At 47.3% G+C, this 19,332-nt stretch carries 14 protein-coding genes; 7 read left to right on the top strand and 7 right to left on the bottom strand.

Going from position 1 to position 19,332, the window contains the following annotated elements; translation table 11 throughout:
• The first annotated feature begins 6 nt into the window (after positions 1 to 6).
• From MYF79_RS32125 to scpB, 5 genes are all read left to right on the top strand, one after another.
• Entirely contained in the window at positions 7 to 1,620 is a 1,614-nt protein-coding gene (locus MYF79_RS32125) for a RagB/SusD family nutrient uptake outer membrane protein (RefSeq protein ID WP_247811895.1), read from the top strand.
• Positions 1,621 to 1,804: 184 nt separating this feature from the next.
• A complete protein-coding gene (locus tag MYF79_RS32120; protein WP_247811894.1) occupies positions 1,805 to 2,386 on the top strand; it encodes a DJ-1/PfpI family protein in 582 nt (193 codons plus the stop codon).
• A gap of 106 nt (positions 2,387 to 2,492) precedes the next feature.
• On the top strand, positions 2,493 to 3,425 hold the full coding sequence (locus MYF79_RS32115; protein WP_247811893.1) for a WG repeat-containing protein: 933 nt from the start codon (positions 2,493 to 2,495) through the stop codon (positions 3,423 to 3,425).
• 168 nt (positions 3,426 to 3,593) lie between these two features.
• Positions 3,594 to 4,478: an ATP synthase F1 subunit gamma gene (atpG, locus tag MYF79_RS32110; protein ID WP_247811892.1), complete on the top strand. Its 885-nt coding sequence runs from the start codon at positions 3,594 to 3,596 to the stop codon at positions 4,476 to 4,478.
• A gap of 150 nt (positions 4,479 to 4,628) precedes the next feature.
• Positions 4,629 to 5,963: an SMC-Scp complex subunit ScpB gene (gene scpB / locus MYF79_RS32105; RefSeq protein WP_247811891.1), complete on the top strand. Its 1,335-nt coding sequence runs from the start codon at positions 4,629 to 4,631 to the stop codon at positions 5,961 to 5,963.
• A 73-nt stretch (positions 5,964 to 6,036) separates the two neighbouring features.
• On the opposite strand, the gene MYF79_RS32100 is transcribed toward scpB, so the two are convergent.
• The 7 genes from MYF79_RS32100 to pheT form a co-directional block, all read right to left on the bottom strand.
• Positions 6,037 to 8,469: an ABC transporter permease gene (locus MYF79_RS32100; protein ID WP_247811890.1), complete on the bottom strand. Its 2,433-nt coding sequence runs from the start codon at positions 8,467 to 8,469 to the stop codon at positions 6,037 to 6,039.
• 210 nt (positions 8,470 to 8,679) lie between these two features.
• Positions 8,680 to 9,492, bottom strand: coding sequence for a purine-nucleoside phosphorylase (locus MYF79_RS32095; RefSeq protein WP_247811889.1), 813 nt, complete (start codon positions 9,490 to 9,492; stop codon positions 8,680 to 8,682).
• A 320-nt stretch (positions 9,493 to 9,812) separates the two neighbouring features.
• The gene (locus tag MYF79_RS32090; protein ID WP_247811888.1) at positions 9,813 to 10,412 is read right to left on the bottom strand and encodes a DUF1080 domain-containing protein; all 600 of its coding nucleotides are present in this window, start codon (positions 10,410 to 10,412) and stop codon (positions 9,813 to 9,815) included.
• A gap of 118 nt (positions 10,413 to 10,530) precedes the next feature.
• On the bottom strand, positions 10,531 to 12,096 hold the full coding sequence (rny, locus tag MYF79_RS32085; protein WP_176842132.1) for a ribonuclease Y: 1,566 nt from the start codon (positions 12,094 to 12,096) through the stop codon (positions 10,531 to 10,533).
• 364 nt (positions 12,097 to 12,460) lie between these two features.
• On the bottom strand, positions 12,461 to 12,754 hold the full coding sequence (locus tag MYF79_RS32080) for a cell division protein ZapA (RefSeq protein ID WP_149693732.1): 294 nt from the start codon (positions 12,752 to 12,754) through the stop codon (positions 12,461 to 12,463).
• 20 nt (positions 12,755 to 12,774) lie between these two features.
• Entirely contained in the window at positions 12,775 to 13,083 is a 309-nt protein-coding gene (locus tag MYF79_RS32075; protein WP_199653536.1) for a hypothetical protein, read from the bottom strand.
• Between the two features lie 70 nt (positions 13,084 to 13,153).
• Positions 13,154 to 15,586 (bottom strand): phenylalanine--tRNA ligase subunit beta, encoded by a 2,433-nt coding sequence (gene pheT / locus MYF79_RS32070; protein ID WP_247811887.1) that lies wholly within the window; start codon positions 15,584 to 15,586, stop codon positions 13,154 to 13,156.
• Between the two features lie 640 nt (positions 15,587 to 16,226).
• Between pheT and dnaB the strand changes: the two genes are divergently transcribed.
• Together dnaB and MYF79_RS32060 are read left to right on the top strand one after the other, a co-directional pair.
• Entirely contained in the window at positions 16,227 to 17,795 is a 1,569-nt protein-coding gene (gene dnaB, locus MYF79_RS32065; RefSeq protein ID WP_247811886.1) for a replicative DNA helicase, read from the top strand.
• A gap of 77 nt (positions 17,796 to 17,872) precedes the next feature.
• A complete protein-coding gene (locus MYF79_RS32060; protein ID WP_247811885.1) occupies positions 17,873 to 19,213 on the top strand; it encodes an MATE family efflux transporter in 1,341 nt (446 codons plus the stop codon).
• Positions 19,214 to 19,332: the final 119 nt, after the last annotated feature.

The raw sequence follows: 19,332 nt of genomic DNA, 5'->3' as shown, positions 1-19,332 counted from the left end.
ATCTTTATGAGAAATATATGCTGGTACCTGTTCTTATGCGCATGCATTGTGACGGGGTGTAATAAAATGCTGGATGAAGATGTGGTGTCTTCAGTAACGGATGATTTTTATAATAACGCTGCCGGTTTTCAGACCGCTGTAAACGGCAGCTATAGCGGGCTTCGCAGCTTTTATAGCACAGAGCGCGGTATGACAACGAGTGTATTTGGTACGGATACATATACAAATGGTTCTGATGGCGATTTCAAATTTACGAATCAGTATACATCGCAACTGGACCCCCGTTATGCACACCTGCGCGAAATATGGAATGCCTTTTATCAGTCTATCAATACCTGCAATGTCGTGATTGGAAGAGCTGACCAGGTACCTGATCTGGACAGTGCCGCCAAACGCCTGGGCGTGGCGCAGGCACGATTCTGCCGGGCAAACTATTATTTTATACTCGTGCAGATGTTTGGCGCTGTTCCGCTGAGATTGACCGAGAACAAGGAGATTGTTACAGAGGCGCACCGGGACCCGGTGCCTGATATCTATAATGCTATCCTGGCTGACCTGCAGTATGCAGTGCAGGTATTGCCTGTAACGCAGACGGAGTGGGGACGGGCTACGAAGCCTGCCGCTGAGCACCTGATGGCAAGAGTGTACCTGACCAGGGCTACTTCTGCAGCCAAGGGCGCTACAGACTACGACAGCGCAGCTACCTATGCTACGCGTGTGATCTCCCAATATGGTTTACAATTATTGCCGGATGTGGGGCAGGTTTGGGCACAGGGAAAGGAGAACAATGCTGAGACAGTTTTTGCCGTACAATTCACCACAGATGCCTTGTATAATGCTACGGACAATAATGCCTGCCGTTTCTTCCTGATGCAATATGATGTATTGGGCGGTATGAAGCGTGATCTGGCGAATGGTACGCCATGGAAGCGTTTCCGTCCTACAAAGTTCCTGCTGGACACATTGTTTGCCGAGCGTACACACGATACCCGTTATGAGAAATTCTTCACGAGGGTATGGTTTGCCAATGCCGGCAGTACCAAGTTGAAAGTAGGAGATACTTCTGTGTATATGCCCGGTTATAATGTGACGGACGAGCAGATAGCCAGCAAGAACTACCTGCTGGTGCCGCCACGCAATTACACAGAACGTTTGTATCCTTCACTGAATAAATTTGCCGATGCTTTGCGTCCTGATAACCAGGCTTCAGGTGTGCGTCCTTTCATTGCTTACCGTCTGGCGGAAGATTACCTGATCGCAGCAGAAGCATTGATGTATAAAGGCGACTTAACAGGTGCCGTCGGTTACCTGAACACCCTGCGTATGCGTGCGGCACGTGTGGGCGCCACAGAAGCTGAAACCAGCGCACACCGCGATGCCATGAAGATCACAGAAGGCCAGCTGAATATAGACTTCATCCTGGATGAACGTGGCCGTGAACTGGTAGGAGAGCAGCAACAGTGGTTTGACCTGGTACGCACCCACAAATTGCTGGAGCGAGTACGCCTCCACAATCCGCAGGGTGGCCCCAATATTGAAGAAAAGCATATGCTGCGCCCAATTCCGCAGGATCAGATAGACCGGACAAGCAATGAATTCCCGCAAAACCCGGGGTATTGACCGCTTGGGAATTGGCTCTTTCATCGTCATCTGTTGCCTTGAATTCCTGTTTTAAGCAGTCAGGAAGCAGGACGTACGCAAACGATATTTCCCTCATGAAAATCCAGTGGCTCCGGTAGTGTAGAAATATACTACCGGAGTCTTTTTTTCACTAACTTTAAAGACACCCAAAAATCCCCGATTCATGTCACAACAAAAGATCCTCTTTCTTACAGGCGATTTCGCAGAAGATTATGAAACAATGGTGCCTTTCCAGATGATGCAGATGGTAGGACATACTATCCATGCTGTTTGTCCGGATAAATCGGCAGGAGATAAGATCATTACCGCTATTCACGATTTTGAAGGAGATCAGACCTATAGTGAGAAGCGCGGGCATTACTTTGTGTTGAACGCATCTTTTGCAGATGTGCAGGTATCATCTTACGATGCGCTGATGATAGCCGGTGGAAGGGCGCCGGAATACCTGCGCCTGAATGCAAAGGTGATTGACCTGGTAAAACAGTTCACCGTTGCAAACAAGCCCATTGCAGCTATTTGTCATGGTATCCAGATCCTGACGGCAGCAGATGTAGTGAGAGGCCGGACTTTGACGGCTTATCCGGCTGTGGCCCCTGAGGTAACGATGGCCGGGGGAACTTATGCTTCCGTGAATATCGATGAAGCCGTAACAGACGGCAACCTGGTGACGGCTCCTGCATGGCCCGCTCATCCGCAATGGGTCGCGGCTTTCCTGAAAGTGCTGGGCACAAAGATCCAGTTATAGCGCAGTTATTAATGATCTGTTTGTCAGGTGCCAGCGAATAGTTTACATATTTATTATATTCGAATGCCTCTTTTTTTACTATTTTTGGTAGTATAATCAGCTACCTATGAAAAAGAGTCCTATGCTCCTGTCCCTGCTGTTTCCGGCTATAATGGGTTCTGCCCAGTCCCTGACCTCCCCGGGTAAAACAGACGGAGATTCCCTTCTCCTGGTAAAGATTGAGAAAGCCGGCAAGTACGGATTTACCGATACGGCGGGCAAAGTGGTCATTGCACCAGTATACGATGCGATTGCGCCTTTTCAAAATGGTCTTGCTGCCGTGAAAAAGAATAAGAAATATGGCTTCCTGCTGACCGATGGCAAAACTTCTTCCCTGAAATACGACTCTGCCTGGATAAAAGAAGGACGTTACCCTATGGTAAAGCTTAATGGGAAGACCGGTATGCTGGATAGCAGGGGGAAAGAGCTGGTATCTCCCAAATATGACGAGGTAGCCGGACTGAGAGATGGATATGTATCTGTGTTCCTGGAGGGAAAATACGGGGTAGTCAGTCCCAAGGGGAAAATGATCTTAAAGCCTGAATATGAGCATCTTGGTTTTGTGACCAATGGCAGTATGCTGGTATACATAGACGGGAAATGCGGCCGTGCTGACCTGGTAACAGGTAAGGTGGTGATGACCCCTTATGAGAAGGTAGGTCCTTTCCGGGACGGGATGGCCTGGGTAAGACAACAGAAAAAATTCGGTTTCATCAATATAAAGGGTGAGCTGGTGATACCACTGGTATATGACTGGGTCGGCAATTTCAATGAAGGACTTGTTGCAGTGGCCACCGGAGGAAAATATGGGTTCATTAATAAGGCTAACCAGGTGGTGATCCCTCAGAAATACGATAAAGCCTATACTTATTCCAAAGGCAGGGGCCTGATCCGCCTGAATGGCCGTATTGGTTATGTGGATAAGGACGGCAATGAATCCTGGCCGGAGGCTGCAGCAGCGCTGCCCCGCGAGCCGGCAGAAGGTGCTCAGAATAAATAAATTGTGATCGGCCCGCCACGGCGGGCCTGCCCTCAGAAATACCCCAGCCCTCCGGGATGTTTTATATTACATGCTCAAATAGACTTGTTTTTTATTACCTTTGCAGCCAAATTGAAAAGCCCCAGAGGGCCTTATTATCATTCAAAATAAAGTAATACATAAAACATTATGTCCGGTCAGCTTAAAGAAGTTCGCAACCGTATAAAGTCAACACAGTCTAACCTGCAGATCACCAAAGCCATGAAAATGGTAAGTGCTGCCAAGCTGCGTCGTGCACAGGATGCTATCTTGCTGATGCGTCCTTATGCGCTGAAACTGCAGGAAATGTTGAAGAACATTGTTTCCAACAGTGAAGGAAGCATTGATCTGGCGCTGGCCGCTCAACGTCCGGTAGAAAAGGTGCTGCTGATAGTGATCACTTCTGACAGGGGATTATGTGGAGCTTATAACTCTAACCTGATCAAGCTGACCAAACAGGTGATCCGTGAGAAATACGAGGAGCAGTTTGCCAAAGGCCATGTAGAAATACTGCCTATCGGTAAAAAGGGGTATGAGCACTTTGTAAAGAATGGTTATAAACTGAACGATAGTTTCTGGCACCTGTTCGCTCACCTGGATTTCGAACACGTAAAACAGGCTGCTGCTTTCGCCATGGAAGGTTTTATCGCCGGTAACTACGATGCCGTAGAAATTATCTATAGCGAATTCAAGAACGCTGCTACCCAACGTTTTGTAGCTGAGCAATTCCTGCCGGTAGCGCGGGTGGAAAATACAGATCAGAGCGCAGGCCGTGCAGATTTTATCTTCGAGCCTGAGAAGAAAGCCCTGATCGCCGAATTAATGCCTAAGATCCTAAACACCCAGTTGTACAAGGCAATGCTGGATGCTAACGCTTCTGAACATGGCGCCCGTATGACCGCAATGGATAAGGCAACTGAAAATGCGAATGAACTGCTGCGTAGTTATAAGATCTCTTACAACCGTGCACGTCAGGCCGCTATTACAACCGAACTGACTGAGATCGTGAGCGGTGCTGCAGCATTGGAAGGCTGATCATAGCAACTTATACACATCGAATTAACATCAGGATATTTTGATTTCTTCATAAGGGTCAAAGGCTGTATTTTCGGCCTTTGACTTTTTTCTTTTACAGGCGTGGTAATGGCTCCGGCCTTCTGCACCTGAATACTGAAAAACCCGATAATGGAACTTTCACAAATCATACCGCACATAGAATCACTGATATTTGCCGCAGACAGGCCTTTGCCCCTGCTGGAAATACTCGATCTGTTGAACAATGCACTGGCCTTCCTGGAAGACCGTGCCTCACTGGAACAGGTGGAGACGGCCCTGGATGCTATCAAGGAGAAATACAGCTCTGAATTCTATCCCTTCGAGGTAAGGGAAAGCGGTGGCGGCTACCAGTTCCTGACAAAAAAAGAATATTACCAGACCGTTGCTCAGCTGAACGGGGAGAAATTCCTGAAACGCCTTTCTACAGCGGCATTGGAAACCCTGGCGATCGTTGCATACAAGCAGCCGATCTCCAAAGGGGAAATAGAACATATCCGCGGTGTAAGTACTGATTATTCTATTCAGAAACTCCTTGAGAAAGAATTGATTGTGATATCCGGTCGTAGTGAAACGCTGCCCGGTAAGCCGCTTCTGTATTCTACTTCCAAGGCCTTTATGGATTATTTCGGCCTGAACTCTCCTAAAGACCTGCCGAAACTGAAGGAAGTATTTGACGATGAAGGTATTCAACCTACGCTTGTAGGCATTGATGGCAATACTGAATCTCCGGACGAAGATGGCCTGAACATGGTCGTGTCTGAAACAGGAGAACTTGTTGAACGTGAGCTCCCGCATGATAATGAGGCCGGGCTCAATGGCCACCATGTGGATGTGGAGGAAGAAATTCCCGTAGTGGATGAAGATGTTCCGGTGACAGACCTGGAAGATGCTGAGGATAGTGATCTTTCTGCACAGGGGATTGTACCGGTGGTAGTGGAAGATATCCCTGCTGTGGATGAGGAGGCTGTGGATGACAATGAAAAGGATGAATCTCCGGATAATATAGCCGGGGAAAAGGAGAACCCTGTCGCTGACGATGATAATGTAGTGGCGACAGATGATGATATAGCTGCTTTCCTCGAAGCGGCTGCAGACCTGGGCCCTAAAGGTGACGACGAAGAAGATGAGGAAGAAGATGATGATGAAGACTTCGAGGACGATGAGGACAGCGACGAAGACGATGAATCAGATGATGAGGAGGATGGAGATGATGAAGACGATGAATTTGAAGAAGAAGAAGAAGAAGATGATGATGAAGATGAAGATGAAGATGATGACGAGGACGAGGACGACGAAGAGGAAGACGAAGACTTCGATGAGGATGAAGACGAGGAGGATGATGAGGATGTAGAAGACGATGAAGCGGGTAATGGTAAAGAAGAAGAGGTAGATGATGAAGATTTTTATAAAGACGGTGGCTTCGAAGATGAGGAGGATGATGAAGATGACGACGACAGAAAATAGATAATCAGATATTAAAAAGCCGGTCATTGCTACATGCGCAATGACCGGCTTTTTAATTATGTATGCTGATAAATTATTCTGCTTTCAATGTTTTCACCGGGTTGGTCAAAGCTGCTTTTGCTGCTTGTGAGCTTACCGTCAGCAATGCAATAAAGATGGCCAACATGCCGGCAGCAAGAAAGGTTAACCAGCTTATCTGTATATGGAAAGCAAACTCACTCAACCATTTGTCCATTGCATACCAGGCCAGGGGAGATGCGATCAGAAAGGCAATCAGTACCAGCCGTATGAAATCTCTTGAGAGTAATACCACTACGTTCCTGGCAGAAGCACCCAGTACTTTTCGTATACCTATCTCCCGCTTTCTTTGTTCTGCGGAAAAGATCGTCAGTCCAAACAGGCCCAGGCAGGCAATGAAGATAGCAATGATAGTAAAATAGGAGATGATCCCGAAAGCGTGTCGCTCTTTCTGATAATTGCGCTGGAAGTCCTGATCCAGGAAGGAATACTCAAGGGGGATAGCCGGGTGTAATTTCTCCCAAACCTGTCTGATCTTTTGAAGAAGATCTGTGTAATTGTCAGTAACAGCGCTGACAATGACATAATTGTAAGGACTTCCAAAAGTGTTAGTGGTAAAGCCATATGGCTGGATAGGGTTGTGGAGGCTTTCAAAGTTGAAGTCTTTTACAACACCAACAATTGTTCTCGCATCACGGAATTGACCAAAATCATAGTGTATCTTCCTGCCAACGGCATTGGCTGTCGTATATCCCAGTGCTTTCACAGCAGTTTCATTGAGGATGATACTGGTAGAATCGGCAGGAAAATCCTTTGAGAATGTTCTCCCATTCAACACCTGGAATCCCAATGTTTCTATATAGTCTTTTTCTACCGTTGCCAGATGTATGTCTACAATATCGCTTTTAGAGCCGCCTTCAGGGTAGAACAGCATATCACTCATGGCGGAAGTGCCGGGGTAGACGGAACCACTGGAGATAGATTTTATTTGTGGGTATCCTGTCAGTTCATTCTTTAGTGAAGAGTAGTGTACCTCGCTATTCAGGAATGCTTGTCCAAGTGGCAAAATTAACTGTTGTTCTTTACGGAAGCCGAGCGGTTGATTTTTGAGATAATGAAGCTGTTGCCTGATGACGATGGCAGCGAAAATAAGGCAGATCGAAATGGTAAACTGAAATATTACGAGTCCTTTCCGGATAGCTACCGCAGAGAAATTGTTGAGTACTTTTCCCTTTAATACTGATACGGGGTTGAAAGCTGATAAATAGAAGGCGGGATATGCTCCTGCAAATAGTCCTGATGTAATAGTAAGGACAATAATCCATAACAAAAGGTAGGGATTATCGAACAGGCTGATTTCTTTTTGGGCAAGTATATTGAAATACGGTAACAGCGTAAAAACAAGTACGAGGGCGAGTATCAGTGCCAGGAGGCTCATAAGAAAAGACTCTCCGATAAACTGTCGTATCAGTGCTCCTTTTCCTGCGCCTAATACTTTTCTCATGCCCACTTCTCTCGCCCTTTTCTCAGCAGATGCCGTGGAGAGATTCATGAAGTTAACACAAGCAATAACAAGTATAAATACAGCGATAGAGCCAAGTATGTATAAATAAATGATATTGCCGTTGGCCCCAATCTCATTTGCGGCGGAGGAGTGAAGATAAATATCCGGCACCGGCTGTAGATACAGGGTCAGGGAAAATCCTGCTGCTTTCATGTCGGCTGCAGTTTTTTCATTAAAGAACGACTGCAGCTTTGCTTCAAAGTGTTTTGCATCTGTTCCTTTTTTCAGTTTCACATAGGTATAGAAAACACTATTGCCAATCCAACTGGTTTGCTGCCGTACCCAGTTCCAGGTATCATTATTTCGCATGGAAAGAAAATACCGGCCAGGAATGTGCGACTTGCTTGTTTTACTCTCAAAAACTCCTGTTACGGTGTAGTTGAACGGTCCAAACGGAGTATTGACGTTGATCTGTTTCCCTACAGGATTTACATGACCGAAAAATTTATGGGCTATATCTTCACAGATGACGAGACTATTGGGGTTATTTAACGCAGTTAGTGCATTGCCATAGATAAATTTGTAGCTCAGTATCTGAAAGAATGTAGAATCAACATAATAGCCATTTGATTCAAATAGCTGCTTTTGTTGCGTACCATCCTTATACTGCAACAGCATCCTGGCAATATCGGGAAATGTCAGCAACCTGCTTACCTGTTCCACTTCCGGTAAGGCATCTTTGATGCCAAATGCCAGTGGTGCCGATGCGGCTACCCACTTTTCTCCTTTATTATTTAAGTAGGCAATACGATAACTCCTGTCACCATATTCCTGGTGTTTATCATAACGGTGCTCATCAAGGATATATAACATGATCAGCAAACAGGTGGCTAATCCTATAGCAAAACCGGCAATGTTGATAAATGAGAAGGCCTTATTTCGCGTGATATGCCGTATAGCAATCCTGAGAAAGTTGTTAAGCATGTGACATGTGTTTGAAGCCAATTAACAGTTTCACTAAGAAGATGCCAGGCTATAATCCAAAATTCATCAGGAGAATAAGTATGTTAATATGTTCTAAACTGTCCGGTTTTAATACATCGTTGTCCGGCTTCGGAGCATCGCTGTCGGATAAACAAACAAAACCCCTTATAGTTGCGGAAACTATAAGGGGCTTTATTATCTAAATAACGATTATAACTTGCTCACAACCGCTGCAAAGATCGCACTCAGCTTTTTATCGGCAGTACCCGCCACAGCGATGATCTCTTCAATAGACACCGGGTGCAGGTTGTCAGGATCGCATTCATCTGTGATCACGGAAACGGTGGCACAGGGCAATTGCAGCTGGTTTGCCACAATTACTTCCGGTACGGTGCTCATACCGACGATATCAGCGCCGATAGTACGCAGGTAACGGTATTCTGCCCTCGTCTCGAGATTAGGGCCTGTAACTGCCGCGTATACTCCATTGGTATGCATTTTATGGCCAAGGGTAGCTGCTGCTGCCAATAATGCCTCGCCCAGCACCGGGTCGTAAGGCCGGCTCATATCAGGGAAACGGGGGCCGAAATCGGGGGAGTTAAGGCCCCGGAGCGGATTGTCTGTCTGAAGATTGATATGATCGTCCAGCAACACCAGGTCGCCTTTGGAATAGGCTTTATTAATACCACCGGCCGCATTGCTGAGCAGCAGGTGCTGAATGCCCAGGGCCTTCATGACGCGCACCGGGAAGGTGATCTGTTGCATAGTGTAGCCTTCGTAATAATGGAATCTGCCCTGCAGGGCAATAACAGGAGTATCGCCGATATGACCGTATATCAGTTGCCCCTTGTGCGATTCCACTGTAGATTCAGGGAAATGGGGGATCTGGTTATAAGGGATGCTTTTCTGTATCTTAATATGGTTCACCAACTGACCAAGTCCTGTTCCCAGTACGATGCCTACACGGGCCGGCTGGAGGTCTTTCAGAAAGGCTGCTACGTCTTTTATTTGCTGTTGAAGCATGGTTTTATCAGTTACGAATTATTAATTACGGTTAGACAGCGGCGAAGTTACGCAGGTATTCCTGATTGAACATTAACATTCGCCAAATAGTACGGAAGAGTATCACTGCCCGCGGGAGACGGGGAAATGATATATACAGAGAAGTTAAGCAGGTATTCCTGGCTGAGCATAATAATGGGTAGGTCATCACTGCCGCCGGGAGATGGGTACCGTTTACAGGCATCCGCAGTAATAAAAACTGCGGTGAAACACTTCCTGAAAAATGCTTCACCGCAGTTGATGGAGGGCATTGATTAAATGCATCAATGTAGTACCCTTATTTAGTCGAGACTGGTAATTGAAATATCCTTCCATCTTACCCTGATCCCTCCGCCGGAATGGATCTGGAGTGCGATCTGCCCATTGGCAGCGCCGATCTTATCGTCTGTGAGCTGGATCATTTCATGGCCATTGAGGAAGGTGCTCACCTTATCTCCTTTGACGATCACTTTCATGGTGTTCCATTCCCCCTCTTTCAGGTACTGCTCTTTATCGGCTGCCGGCTGGATCAGCCAGCCGCGGCCGTAGGATTCGTATATGCCTCCGGTGTGTTTCCCTTTGGGCGCTACTTCCGCCTGCCAGCCGGTGATCTTTGTGCCTTCAATGGAAGAGTGGAAGAATACGCCGCTGTTACCGTCAGCTTCCTGTTTGAATTGGAGGGTCAGTTCAAAATCTTTGAACGACTGGTTGGTGGCCAGGTAGCCATATTCCTTATCAGGGCCGCTTTCACAGACCAGTGTCCCGTCTTCCACGTACCATTTTTCGGTACCGTAGATCTTCCAGCCTTCAAGGTCTTTACCATTGAAGAGGGACTGTTTTTGTGCGAAGAGGAGAGGGCTGCCTATGAAGAGGACGGCAGCTAACAAAAGGAGTCTTTTCATTTTTCAGAACGGTTTTATAAGCTAAATGAATACGTGGAACTTAAATGTAAGAAACTAAAAATAAAAAAGGCGCCCTGTTTTCAGGACGCCTTTTAAATTAGGTTATACAGTTGCCGGTTTAGCGAGCTACGTTTACAGCACGTTTCTCACGGATCACGGTTACTTTGATCTGACCAGGGTACTGCATTTCAGTCTGGATCTTGTTAGCGATCTCGAAAGACAGACGGTCAGCGTCATTATCGGTTACTTTATCACTTTCAACGATCACGCGCAGTTCGCGGCCGGCCTGGATTGCATAAGCCTTTTCCACACCATCATGGGCGAGGGCCAGGTTTTCCAGGTCTTTGATACGTTGCAGGTAGCTCTGCATGATCTCACGACGTGCACCGGGACGTGCGCCGCTGATGGCGTCACAAGCCTGTACGATAGGAGAGATCACGTATTGCATTTCCATTTCATCGTGGTGGGCGCCGATAGCATTTACTACAGCAGCATGCTCACCATATTTCTCAGCCAGCTTCGCTCCCAGCAGGGCATGGCTCAGTTCAGTTTCTTCATCAGGTACTTTACCAATGTCATGCAGCAGACCGGCGCGTTTTGCCAGTTTAGGGTTCAGGCCCAGTTCTGCCGCCATTACAGCACAAAGGTTAGCTGTTTCTTTGGAGTGCATCAGCAGGTTCTGACCATAAGAGGAACGGAAACGCATTTTACCTACCAAGCGTACCAGTTCTTTATGTAAGCCATGGATACCCAGCTCGATCACGGTTCTTTCCCCGATATCCATTACCTGTTCTTCCAGTTGTTTCTTGGTCTTTTCTACTACCTCTTCGATACGCGCAGGGTGGATACGGCCGTCCTGTACCAGGCGTTGCAGGGACAAACGGGCAATCTCGCGGCGTAATGGATCGAAGGAAGACAGTACGATAGCCTCCGGGGTATCGTCCACGATCAGGTCAACACCGGTTGCTGCTTCGATAGCACGGATGTTGCGGCCTTCACGACCAATGATCTGACCTTTGATCTCGTCACTTTCCAGGTTGAACACAGTGATAGCGTTCTCAATGGTCTGCTCGGCAGCAGTACGCTGGATGGACTGTATGATGATCTTTTTAGCTTCTTTGTTTGCCTTCAGTTTGGCGTCTTCGATAATTTCCTGGATGTGTGCAAGTGCCTGTGAGCGGGCTTCTTCCTTCAGGCTTTCGATGAGTTGGTGGCGTGCTTCCTCTGCTGTCAGGGCCGCTACTTTTTCCAGGCGGCGGATGTGCTCTTCCTGGTGTTTTTCCAGCTCGGTACGTTTTATAGCAACCAGTTCCATCTGGCGGTTGAGGTTTTCCTTGATCGCCTCATTTTCCTGCATCTGTTTCTGAAGATTCTCCGTCTTCTGGTTCAGCGTCTGTTCCTTCTGTTTGATGCGGTTCTCTGAATCTGCTATTTTCTGGTTACGTTGTAAAACTTCTTTCTCGTGCTCACTTTTCAGCTGGAGGAATTTTTCTTTTGCTTCCAGCAGGCGGTCCTTCTTGAGGTTTTCTGCGGTAAGTTGTGCTTCGGATACTATTTTCTGTGCCTGTAATTCTGCCTCCTGTATTTTATGTTGAGTGTTCTTGGCAAAAATCACCTTACCTAACAAAATACCTATGATCAATGCCACCACTGCAGCTATTGTCGACATTAAAGTAACTTCCATACAAAAATTTTAATACTTGATTTATGTTGCATTCCTGGCCATATCCCATTCCGTGGAAAGGTAGAGGGTTTAGAACTTGATTCGCGAAAATACAAAAAAGAACGTGCGAAACGACGGGATGATAAGCTGATATGCAGATGTGTGGAAGCTTACAGGAAAATCCTATATTAGATAAGTCGATAAAGCATTGATTTTCTTCGTAGTATGTCCTGATTTTATTTCAATACGTTACTAGCTGCTAATCTACTTTTTCAAAATATTTAGTGCATCACAGATCTGTGTCAGTCAGGAATGAAGTATCAGGAATAGTGACCGGCCCAAAATATGTCATCTCTCCGGTTTCCTGATCCGTTCGATCCTGGTTTTACTTCAGCGAGCTGTCCAGCAGCGCTTCGAGGTGCTGTAATTTCTCTTCCAGGAATGGCGCAAGGCCCGCCTGTATCTTCCCTCCGCTTGTCACGGGATGGGTGGCGTACATGATAAGGACCATAGCAATATAATCCTGCAGGTCTTTACCAGCGTACGCTGTCTTGAATTCAATGATCTTTTCGTTCACTTCCTTCATGGTACGGCGTACTTCCTCTTCCTCTTCCGGCTTTATCTTAATGCGGTATGACCTGTCGGCTACCACAATGTTAATGGGAATCAGCGGTTCCATGTCGGTAGATTTGGTTTTAACTAGCTGTTTAACAGTGCAATACAGCGATCAATCTCTTTTATGTAATCATTGATCTTGTTTCGCATTTCCTTTCTGAATTCTTCATCGTCTTCCCGGCTGGACGGTGTACCCTGGGTGGCTACGGCCATTTTAGCGAGGTGTAGCTTATTTTCCAGGGCTGCGATCGTTTCGTCCCGGGCTGCCAGTGTTTCTTCCTGTGCCTGCAATTGCTCTTTCAGCAATACATTTTCAGCCTGCACCTGTTGCAGCTTTTTTAACAACAAATGGAGCTTATCGTCTATCCTTTGTATGTACTGCTCTAAAGCCATAAAATTCAATTCATTATTAAGAATAAAGAAGTGCGGTTATACTACCTCCTTCTTTATTCCTAATCCCTGATTATTTCCTGATTTCTGCCTGTAACTGTCCTTCGAATGCTTTTACCAGCTTGTCCATTACCGCATCGATCTCTTTATCGGTAAGGGTCTTCTGTGCATCCTGGAAGGTGAAGCTAACGGCATATGACTTTTTATTAGCGCCCAGCTTCTCACTTTCAAAAACGTCAAACAGGTTCAGTTCCTGTAACAGGGATGACTTCACCGTTTTTGCGGCCGCCTCCACTGCAGCAAATTTTACCTGCTTGTCCAGTACCAGCGCCAGGTCACGGCGAACGGCCGGGAATTTCGGTATTTCCTTGTAAAAGTTATCGCTTTTTTGCAGTAATCCCAATACATTCTTCCAGTTGAAGTCGGCAAACCACACCGGCTGCTTAATATCGAACTGTTTCAGTTTCTGTGCGTTAACAGCGCCGAGCACTACTACCGGCTTATTCTTCACACTGATCTGCCAGCCATTCTGCAGCGCGTCGTTTTCGGCTTCGGACCATTGCAGGCCATTGATACCCAGCTGTTTGAAGAGGTTCTGCACATAGCCCTTCAGGAAGTAAAAGTCTACCGGTTCGGCCTTGTGCATCCAGCTTTCCGTTCTTTTCTGGCCGCTCAGGTAGAGGCTCAGGTGAGCCGTTTCGTCGTACTTGCCCTGCTCGCTGACAGCATATGTGTTACCGAATTCGAAGAACAACAGGTTGTCGTTACGGCGGTTCAGGTTGTGAGCTACGCTTTCCAGGCCGGTTTCCAGCATGGAAGGACGCATCACATCCAGGTCAGCGCTGAGGCTGTTGATCATCTTTACGGTATGCTGCAGCACTTCAGCTGTAAAGTACTTACTATTTGTGATAGAGTTGGTAAAAATCTCATTAAACCCGTTGGCTGCCAGGTAATTAGCTGCCTTTTCACGCACCTTCTCCTTATCCGGCTTCGGATTGGCCGAGGGAGTGATCATCACCTGGGAAGGGATCTCAATATTATCCAGGCCATCAATACGCATAACTTCCTCCACCAGGTCGGCCGGGATGCTGATATCAGGTTTGCTGTAAGGCACGCTCACACGCAGCCCGTCCGCATCTTTTTTAAGAATGCCGAAGCCCAGGCTGCTGAGGATATTCACAATTTTATCTTCAGGATAGGCCTTTCCACTCAGCTTACGGATGTAATTCCAGCTGGTCGCTACTTCTGTTTGTGCCTTCGGATGAGGATATACATCCACTACCTCCGATGCTGCCTGACCACCTGCCAGTTCACAGATCAATGCGGCTGCGCGCTGTAATACATATGCTGTTGCAGAAATATCAGTTCCCTTTTCGAAACGGGCTGCCGCATCGGTACGGAGTCCGTGACGGAAGGAAGTAGGCCGGATGCTGGCAGGGCTGAAGCAGGCGCTTTCCAGGAAAATGTTTGTAGTAGTATCTTTCACACCGGAATGCAGTCCGCCGAAAACACCGGCAATACACATTGGCTCACCCTTACCATTGCAGATCATCAGATCGGTGGCATCGAGTTTACGCTCTTTTTCATCCAGCGTTACGAAAACCGTATTCTGCGGCAGGTTCTTTACAATGACCTGGCGGCCCTCTACGGCGTCGGCATCAAATGCATGCAGCGGCTGACCGGTTTCATGCAGGATGAAATTGGTGATGTCCACTATATTATTAATAGGCCTTACGCCGATGGCCAGCAGTTTATTCTTCAGCCAGTCGGGGGAAGGCGCGATCTTCACACCGGTAATGGAAATACCACTGTACCGGGGACAAGCGTCTGTATTTTCTATGGTAACACCGATCTGGTAAGGCGTAGCTGCTTTGGGCAGCGTGGAAAGTTCAGGTGTTAATGCCTTGTATTTCAGTGTGTTCTCACTGTTGTTCAGGTAGGCGCATACGTCTTTTGCCACACCCAGATGACTCATGGCATCCATCCTGTTGGGAGTGAGCCCGATCTCATAGATCCAGTCCTGAACGGGTTTAAACACCTCCCTGGCAGGAGTACCGGGTTTCAGTGAAGGGTCGAGCACCATAATACCGGCATGGCTTTCACCGATGCCGATCTCATCTTCTGCACAGATCATTCCATGGCTCTCTTCTCCGCGGATCTTCGCCTTTTTCATGGTCAGCGGTTCTCCGCTAACCGGGTAGATAGTGGCTCCTATAGGAGCTATTACTACTTTTTGTCCGGCTGCTACGTTGGGTGCACCGCAAACAATGTGGAGCGGTTCCCCGCTACCTGTATTTACCGTTGTTAATCTCAGTTTATCGGCATTGGGATGGGGTGCTACAGTCAATACCTCGCCTATCACAAGCCCCTCAAGACTGCCCTTTACAGACTCGAATTGTTCCAGGCTTTCCACCTCCAGGCCTATACGCGTCAAAATAACAGATAGTTCCTCCGGTGTAGGTTTAACCGGCAAATAGTCACACAGCCAATTGTACGAAATAGTCATTTGTAAATTATATAAGTCCGTAAAGTTAGTGTAAATCACGAATAGTCCCTATATATAGGGCGGAATAGCGGTCAGCATTTCCAGGGTCAGACCGGTTGTTCCTCAGAAATGTGAATAAACGGCATCTACCCAATTCCGTGCTGGCATGCCTGAGAACACTGCTGACTGCATGTATGGATCAGCGTGAATTTCATCGTCCCTGCATTGTGAGCAGGGGGGTGCCTTTCCAATAATCGCACCAGATTATACCGGTCATCCGGATACGAAGGCAATCGAAATCTTCCCGGAAGAGAATGTGCAAATCAACAAGGCTTATGTGTGAAACTTTTTTGCACATTGTTTGTGAATATCCAGACCTTTGTATGGGGATATTGTGTGAGTTTGGTGGATAATGAATCGATAGTCAGTGCATAACTGTCATTTTGCGGGTGCATAACCTGTGCATGTCACCTTATAAATTATATACCCAGGCAAACTTTAGAAAATCGAAAAATGCGGTTACCTTAGTCTGTACGGCCCAAAAAAGTTTACAATTTCATAAAACGGGAATGGTTCAGCTGGTACAATAAAATTGTAATGATAACTAAGGAAGCCACGACATATTAATTTTTTGATTAACAGACTAATCACGAACATATAGATGGATCTCAATCTTAAGAAGGACCGCAATGTACGCCGTAAGTCGTCCGTTGACGTATCTACCATGATGTACGGCAAGATTCCTCCGCAGGCAAAGGAGATGGAAGAGGCTGTATTGGGAGCCATTATGCTGGAGAAAGGAGCATTTGACACGGTGGTAGAGATATTGAAAGGTGAATGTTTTTATGTAGAAGCACATCAGAAGATATTTACGGCTATGACACGGCTGGCAGGTAAGTCCATGCCGGTGGATATCCTGACCGTTGTGGAGGAACTGCGTTCAATGGGCGAACTGGAAGTAGTAGGCGGCCCATATTATATTACCCGACTGACAAATACGGTGGTTTCTTCCGCCAATATCGAGGCGCACGCCCGTATTATTCTCCAGAAATTCATCCAGCGGGAACTGATCCGCATATCCGGCGAGATACTCAGTGAATCTTATGAGGATACGGCAGACGTATTCGACCTGTTGGACTCCGCGGAAAGTAAACTTTTCGAGGTGACCAACAACCACTTACGTAAGAACTACGACAGTATTGACCGTGTGTTGGTGAATACGATGAAACGTATCGAAGATCTGCGTAACCGTGGGGATGATATTACCGGGGTACCTTCCGGTTTCCCTTCACTGGACAAGGTGACCTATGGCTGGCAGTCGACGGACCTGATCATCATCGCGGCACGTCCTGCGGTAGGTAAGACGGCATTTGCGCTGAACCTGGCCAGAAATGCCGCCCTTCACCCACGATTCCCGAAAGGTGCAGCGGTATTCTCTTTGGAAATGTCCTCCGGGCAGATCGTACAACGTATCCTGTCCGCGGAGTCTGAAATAAAACTGGAAAAGATCACCAGGGGTAAACTGGAGGAGTATGAGATGAAGAAGCTGATGACCCATGGTATTGAACGCCTGGCAAAAGCGCCTATCTTCATAGACGATACCCCGGCACTGAACATCTTCGAGTTGCGCGCCAAGGCCAGAAGGCTGGTACATAACCATGGAGTAGGGGTGATCATCATCGACTACCTGCAGTTGATGAGCGGTAGCGCCGACGGAAAGGGTAGCAACCGTGAGCAGGAGATCAGTAAGATCTCCAGGGACCTGAAAGGTCTGGCGAAAGAGTTGCACGTGCCGATCCTGGCCCTCTCCCAGTTGAGCCGTGATGTGGAAAAGCGTAAGGATGGTAACAAGATGCCGCAGTTGAGTGACCTCCGTGAATCTGGTGCGATCGAGCAGGATGCCGACATGGTAATGTTCCTGTACCGTCCTGAATACTATGAGATCAACACCAACGAAATGGGCGAGTCCAACAAAGGTGAAACCCACGTGCGTATAGCTAAACACCGTAACGGTCAGCTGGATACCATCAAGTTGCGCGCGGTGCTGGAATTCCAGCGATTTGAGGACGATGGTAGCCTGGAAAACCCCGGAGGTGGCAGCAGCAACGCATTTGCAGGTTTGCGTGGTAATGATGGCGGAGGAAATGACGAGGCGAAGCTGTATATCCAGAAGGGTTCCAAAATGAATGACATGAATTTTGATGAAGGATTTGAAGACGCTCCTTTTTAAGTAAACAGAATTAGTAATAATACTGAAAGGCGCTCCTTCTGCACGGGGCGCCTTTTTAATTTCCCCCTTATAATATTATGTGGAATAAATATCGTCTGTACTATAAAGACAATTTCCGGTTAGCCTATCCTGTAGTTATCTCCCAGCTGGGACACGTCCTGGTTGCCTTCTCTGACACTATTATCATTGGTCATACAGGTGATGTTCCCCTGGCGGCAGTAGCGCTGGGAAGCAGTATATTTTCCATATTCATGGTAGTAGGTATTGGCATGTCTTATGGCCTTACCCCGCTGATAGCGCAGGAACATGGCCGTAAGAACCTCGCGCAATGCGGTTTTCTGCTGCGCCATAGCCTGGTTATTAATATCGTGCTTGGACTGTTATTATCTACTGCAATTATAACCGGCAGCAATTACCTGCACCTGCTTGGACAGGAAGAGGATGTACGCATATTGGCAAGGCCCTTCTTACAATTACTGGGCCTATCCTATTTCCCCCTGATGATCTTCCTCACATTTAAACAGTTTGCAGAGGGGCTGGGATTTACCCGGCAGGCCATGAACATCAGCATCATTGGGAATGTGCTGAATATTCTGATAGGTATTACCCTGGTGTACGGGCTGTTTGGAGCGCCCCGGCTGGGCGTTGTGGGGGTGGGTATCGGTACGCTGACAGACAGGGTCCTGATGGCCGCCGCTATGACCTGGTATGTATTGTCTTCTCCCCGTTTCAAAGCTTACCTGGTGCATTTCCGGCAACATTATTTGTCTCTTGCTGCCATTAAACAAATTCTGGGCATTGGTACGCCTGTTGCCCTGCAGTATATATTTGAAGTGAGCGCCTTCAGTAGTGCTATTGTAATGGCAGGTTGGATAGGCGCCCGGGAACAGGCTGCTCACCAGATAGCCATCAACCTGGCGTCTATTACCTATATGATGGCCAGCGGTATCTCTGCTGCAGCGGGTATTAAAAGCGGTAATCATTTTGGCGCAGGACAATGGCGCGAACTGCGGTCCTCTGCCATTGCCAGCTATCATATGGTATTGGTGATGATGGGCGCAGCGGCCCTGATCTTCATGCTGGGCTGCAGGGTGCTGCCGCTCATGTATATCAATGATCCTGCTGTTGTCGACATTGCTGCAGATCTGCTCATCATTGCGGCATTCTTCCAGTTGTTCGACGGTACACAGGTAGTAGGACTGGGTATTCTCCGCGGATTGGGAGATGTGCGCATGCCAACCATCATTACATTGCTGGCATATTGGGTACTGGGACTGCCTGTAGGCTATTTCCTGGGTATCTATCTGCACTTTGGTGTGCAGGGCATCTGGTGGGGGTTGCTGATAGGATTACTGACGGCGTCGATATTACTGTTTTTCAGGTTCCAGCATCGCACAAAAGCTGCATTGGCCGGGTAAACGGCATAATACTGTCCCTATACATGGACAAACAATACTTTAATTAAACCTCATACTTCTGAACTGCCGTCTCATTAACCAGTGAGGCGGCTTTTTATTTCCTTCTTATGTGAATTTAA

This window comes from Chitinophaga filiformis, assembly GCF_023100805.1.
Lineage (GTDB): Bacteria > Bacteroidota > Bacteroidia > Chitinophagales > Chitinophagaceae > Chitinophaga > Chitinophaga filiformis_B.
This window is presented reverse-complemented; position numbering and strand designations above follow the sequence as displayed.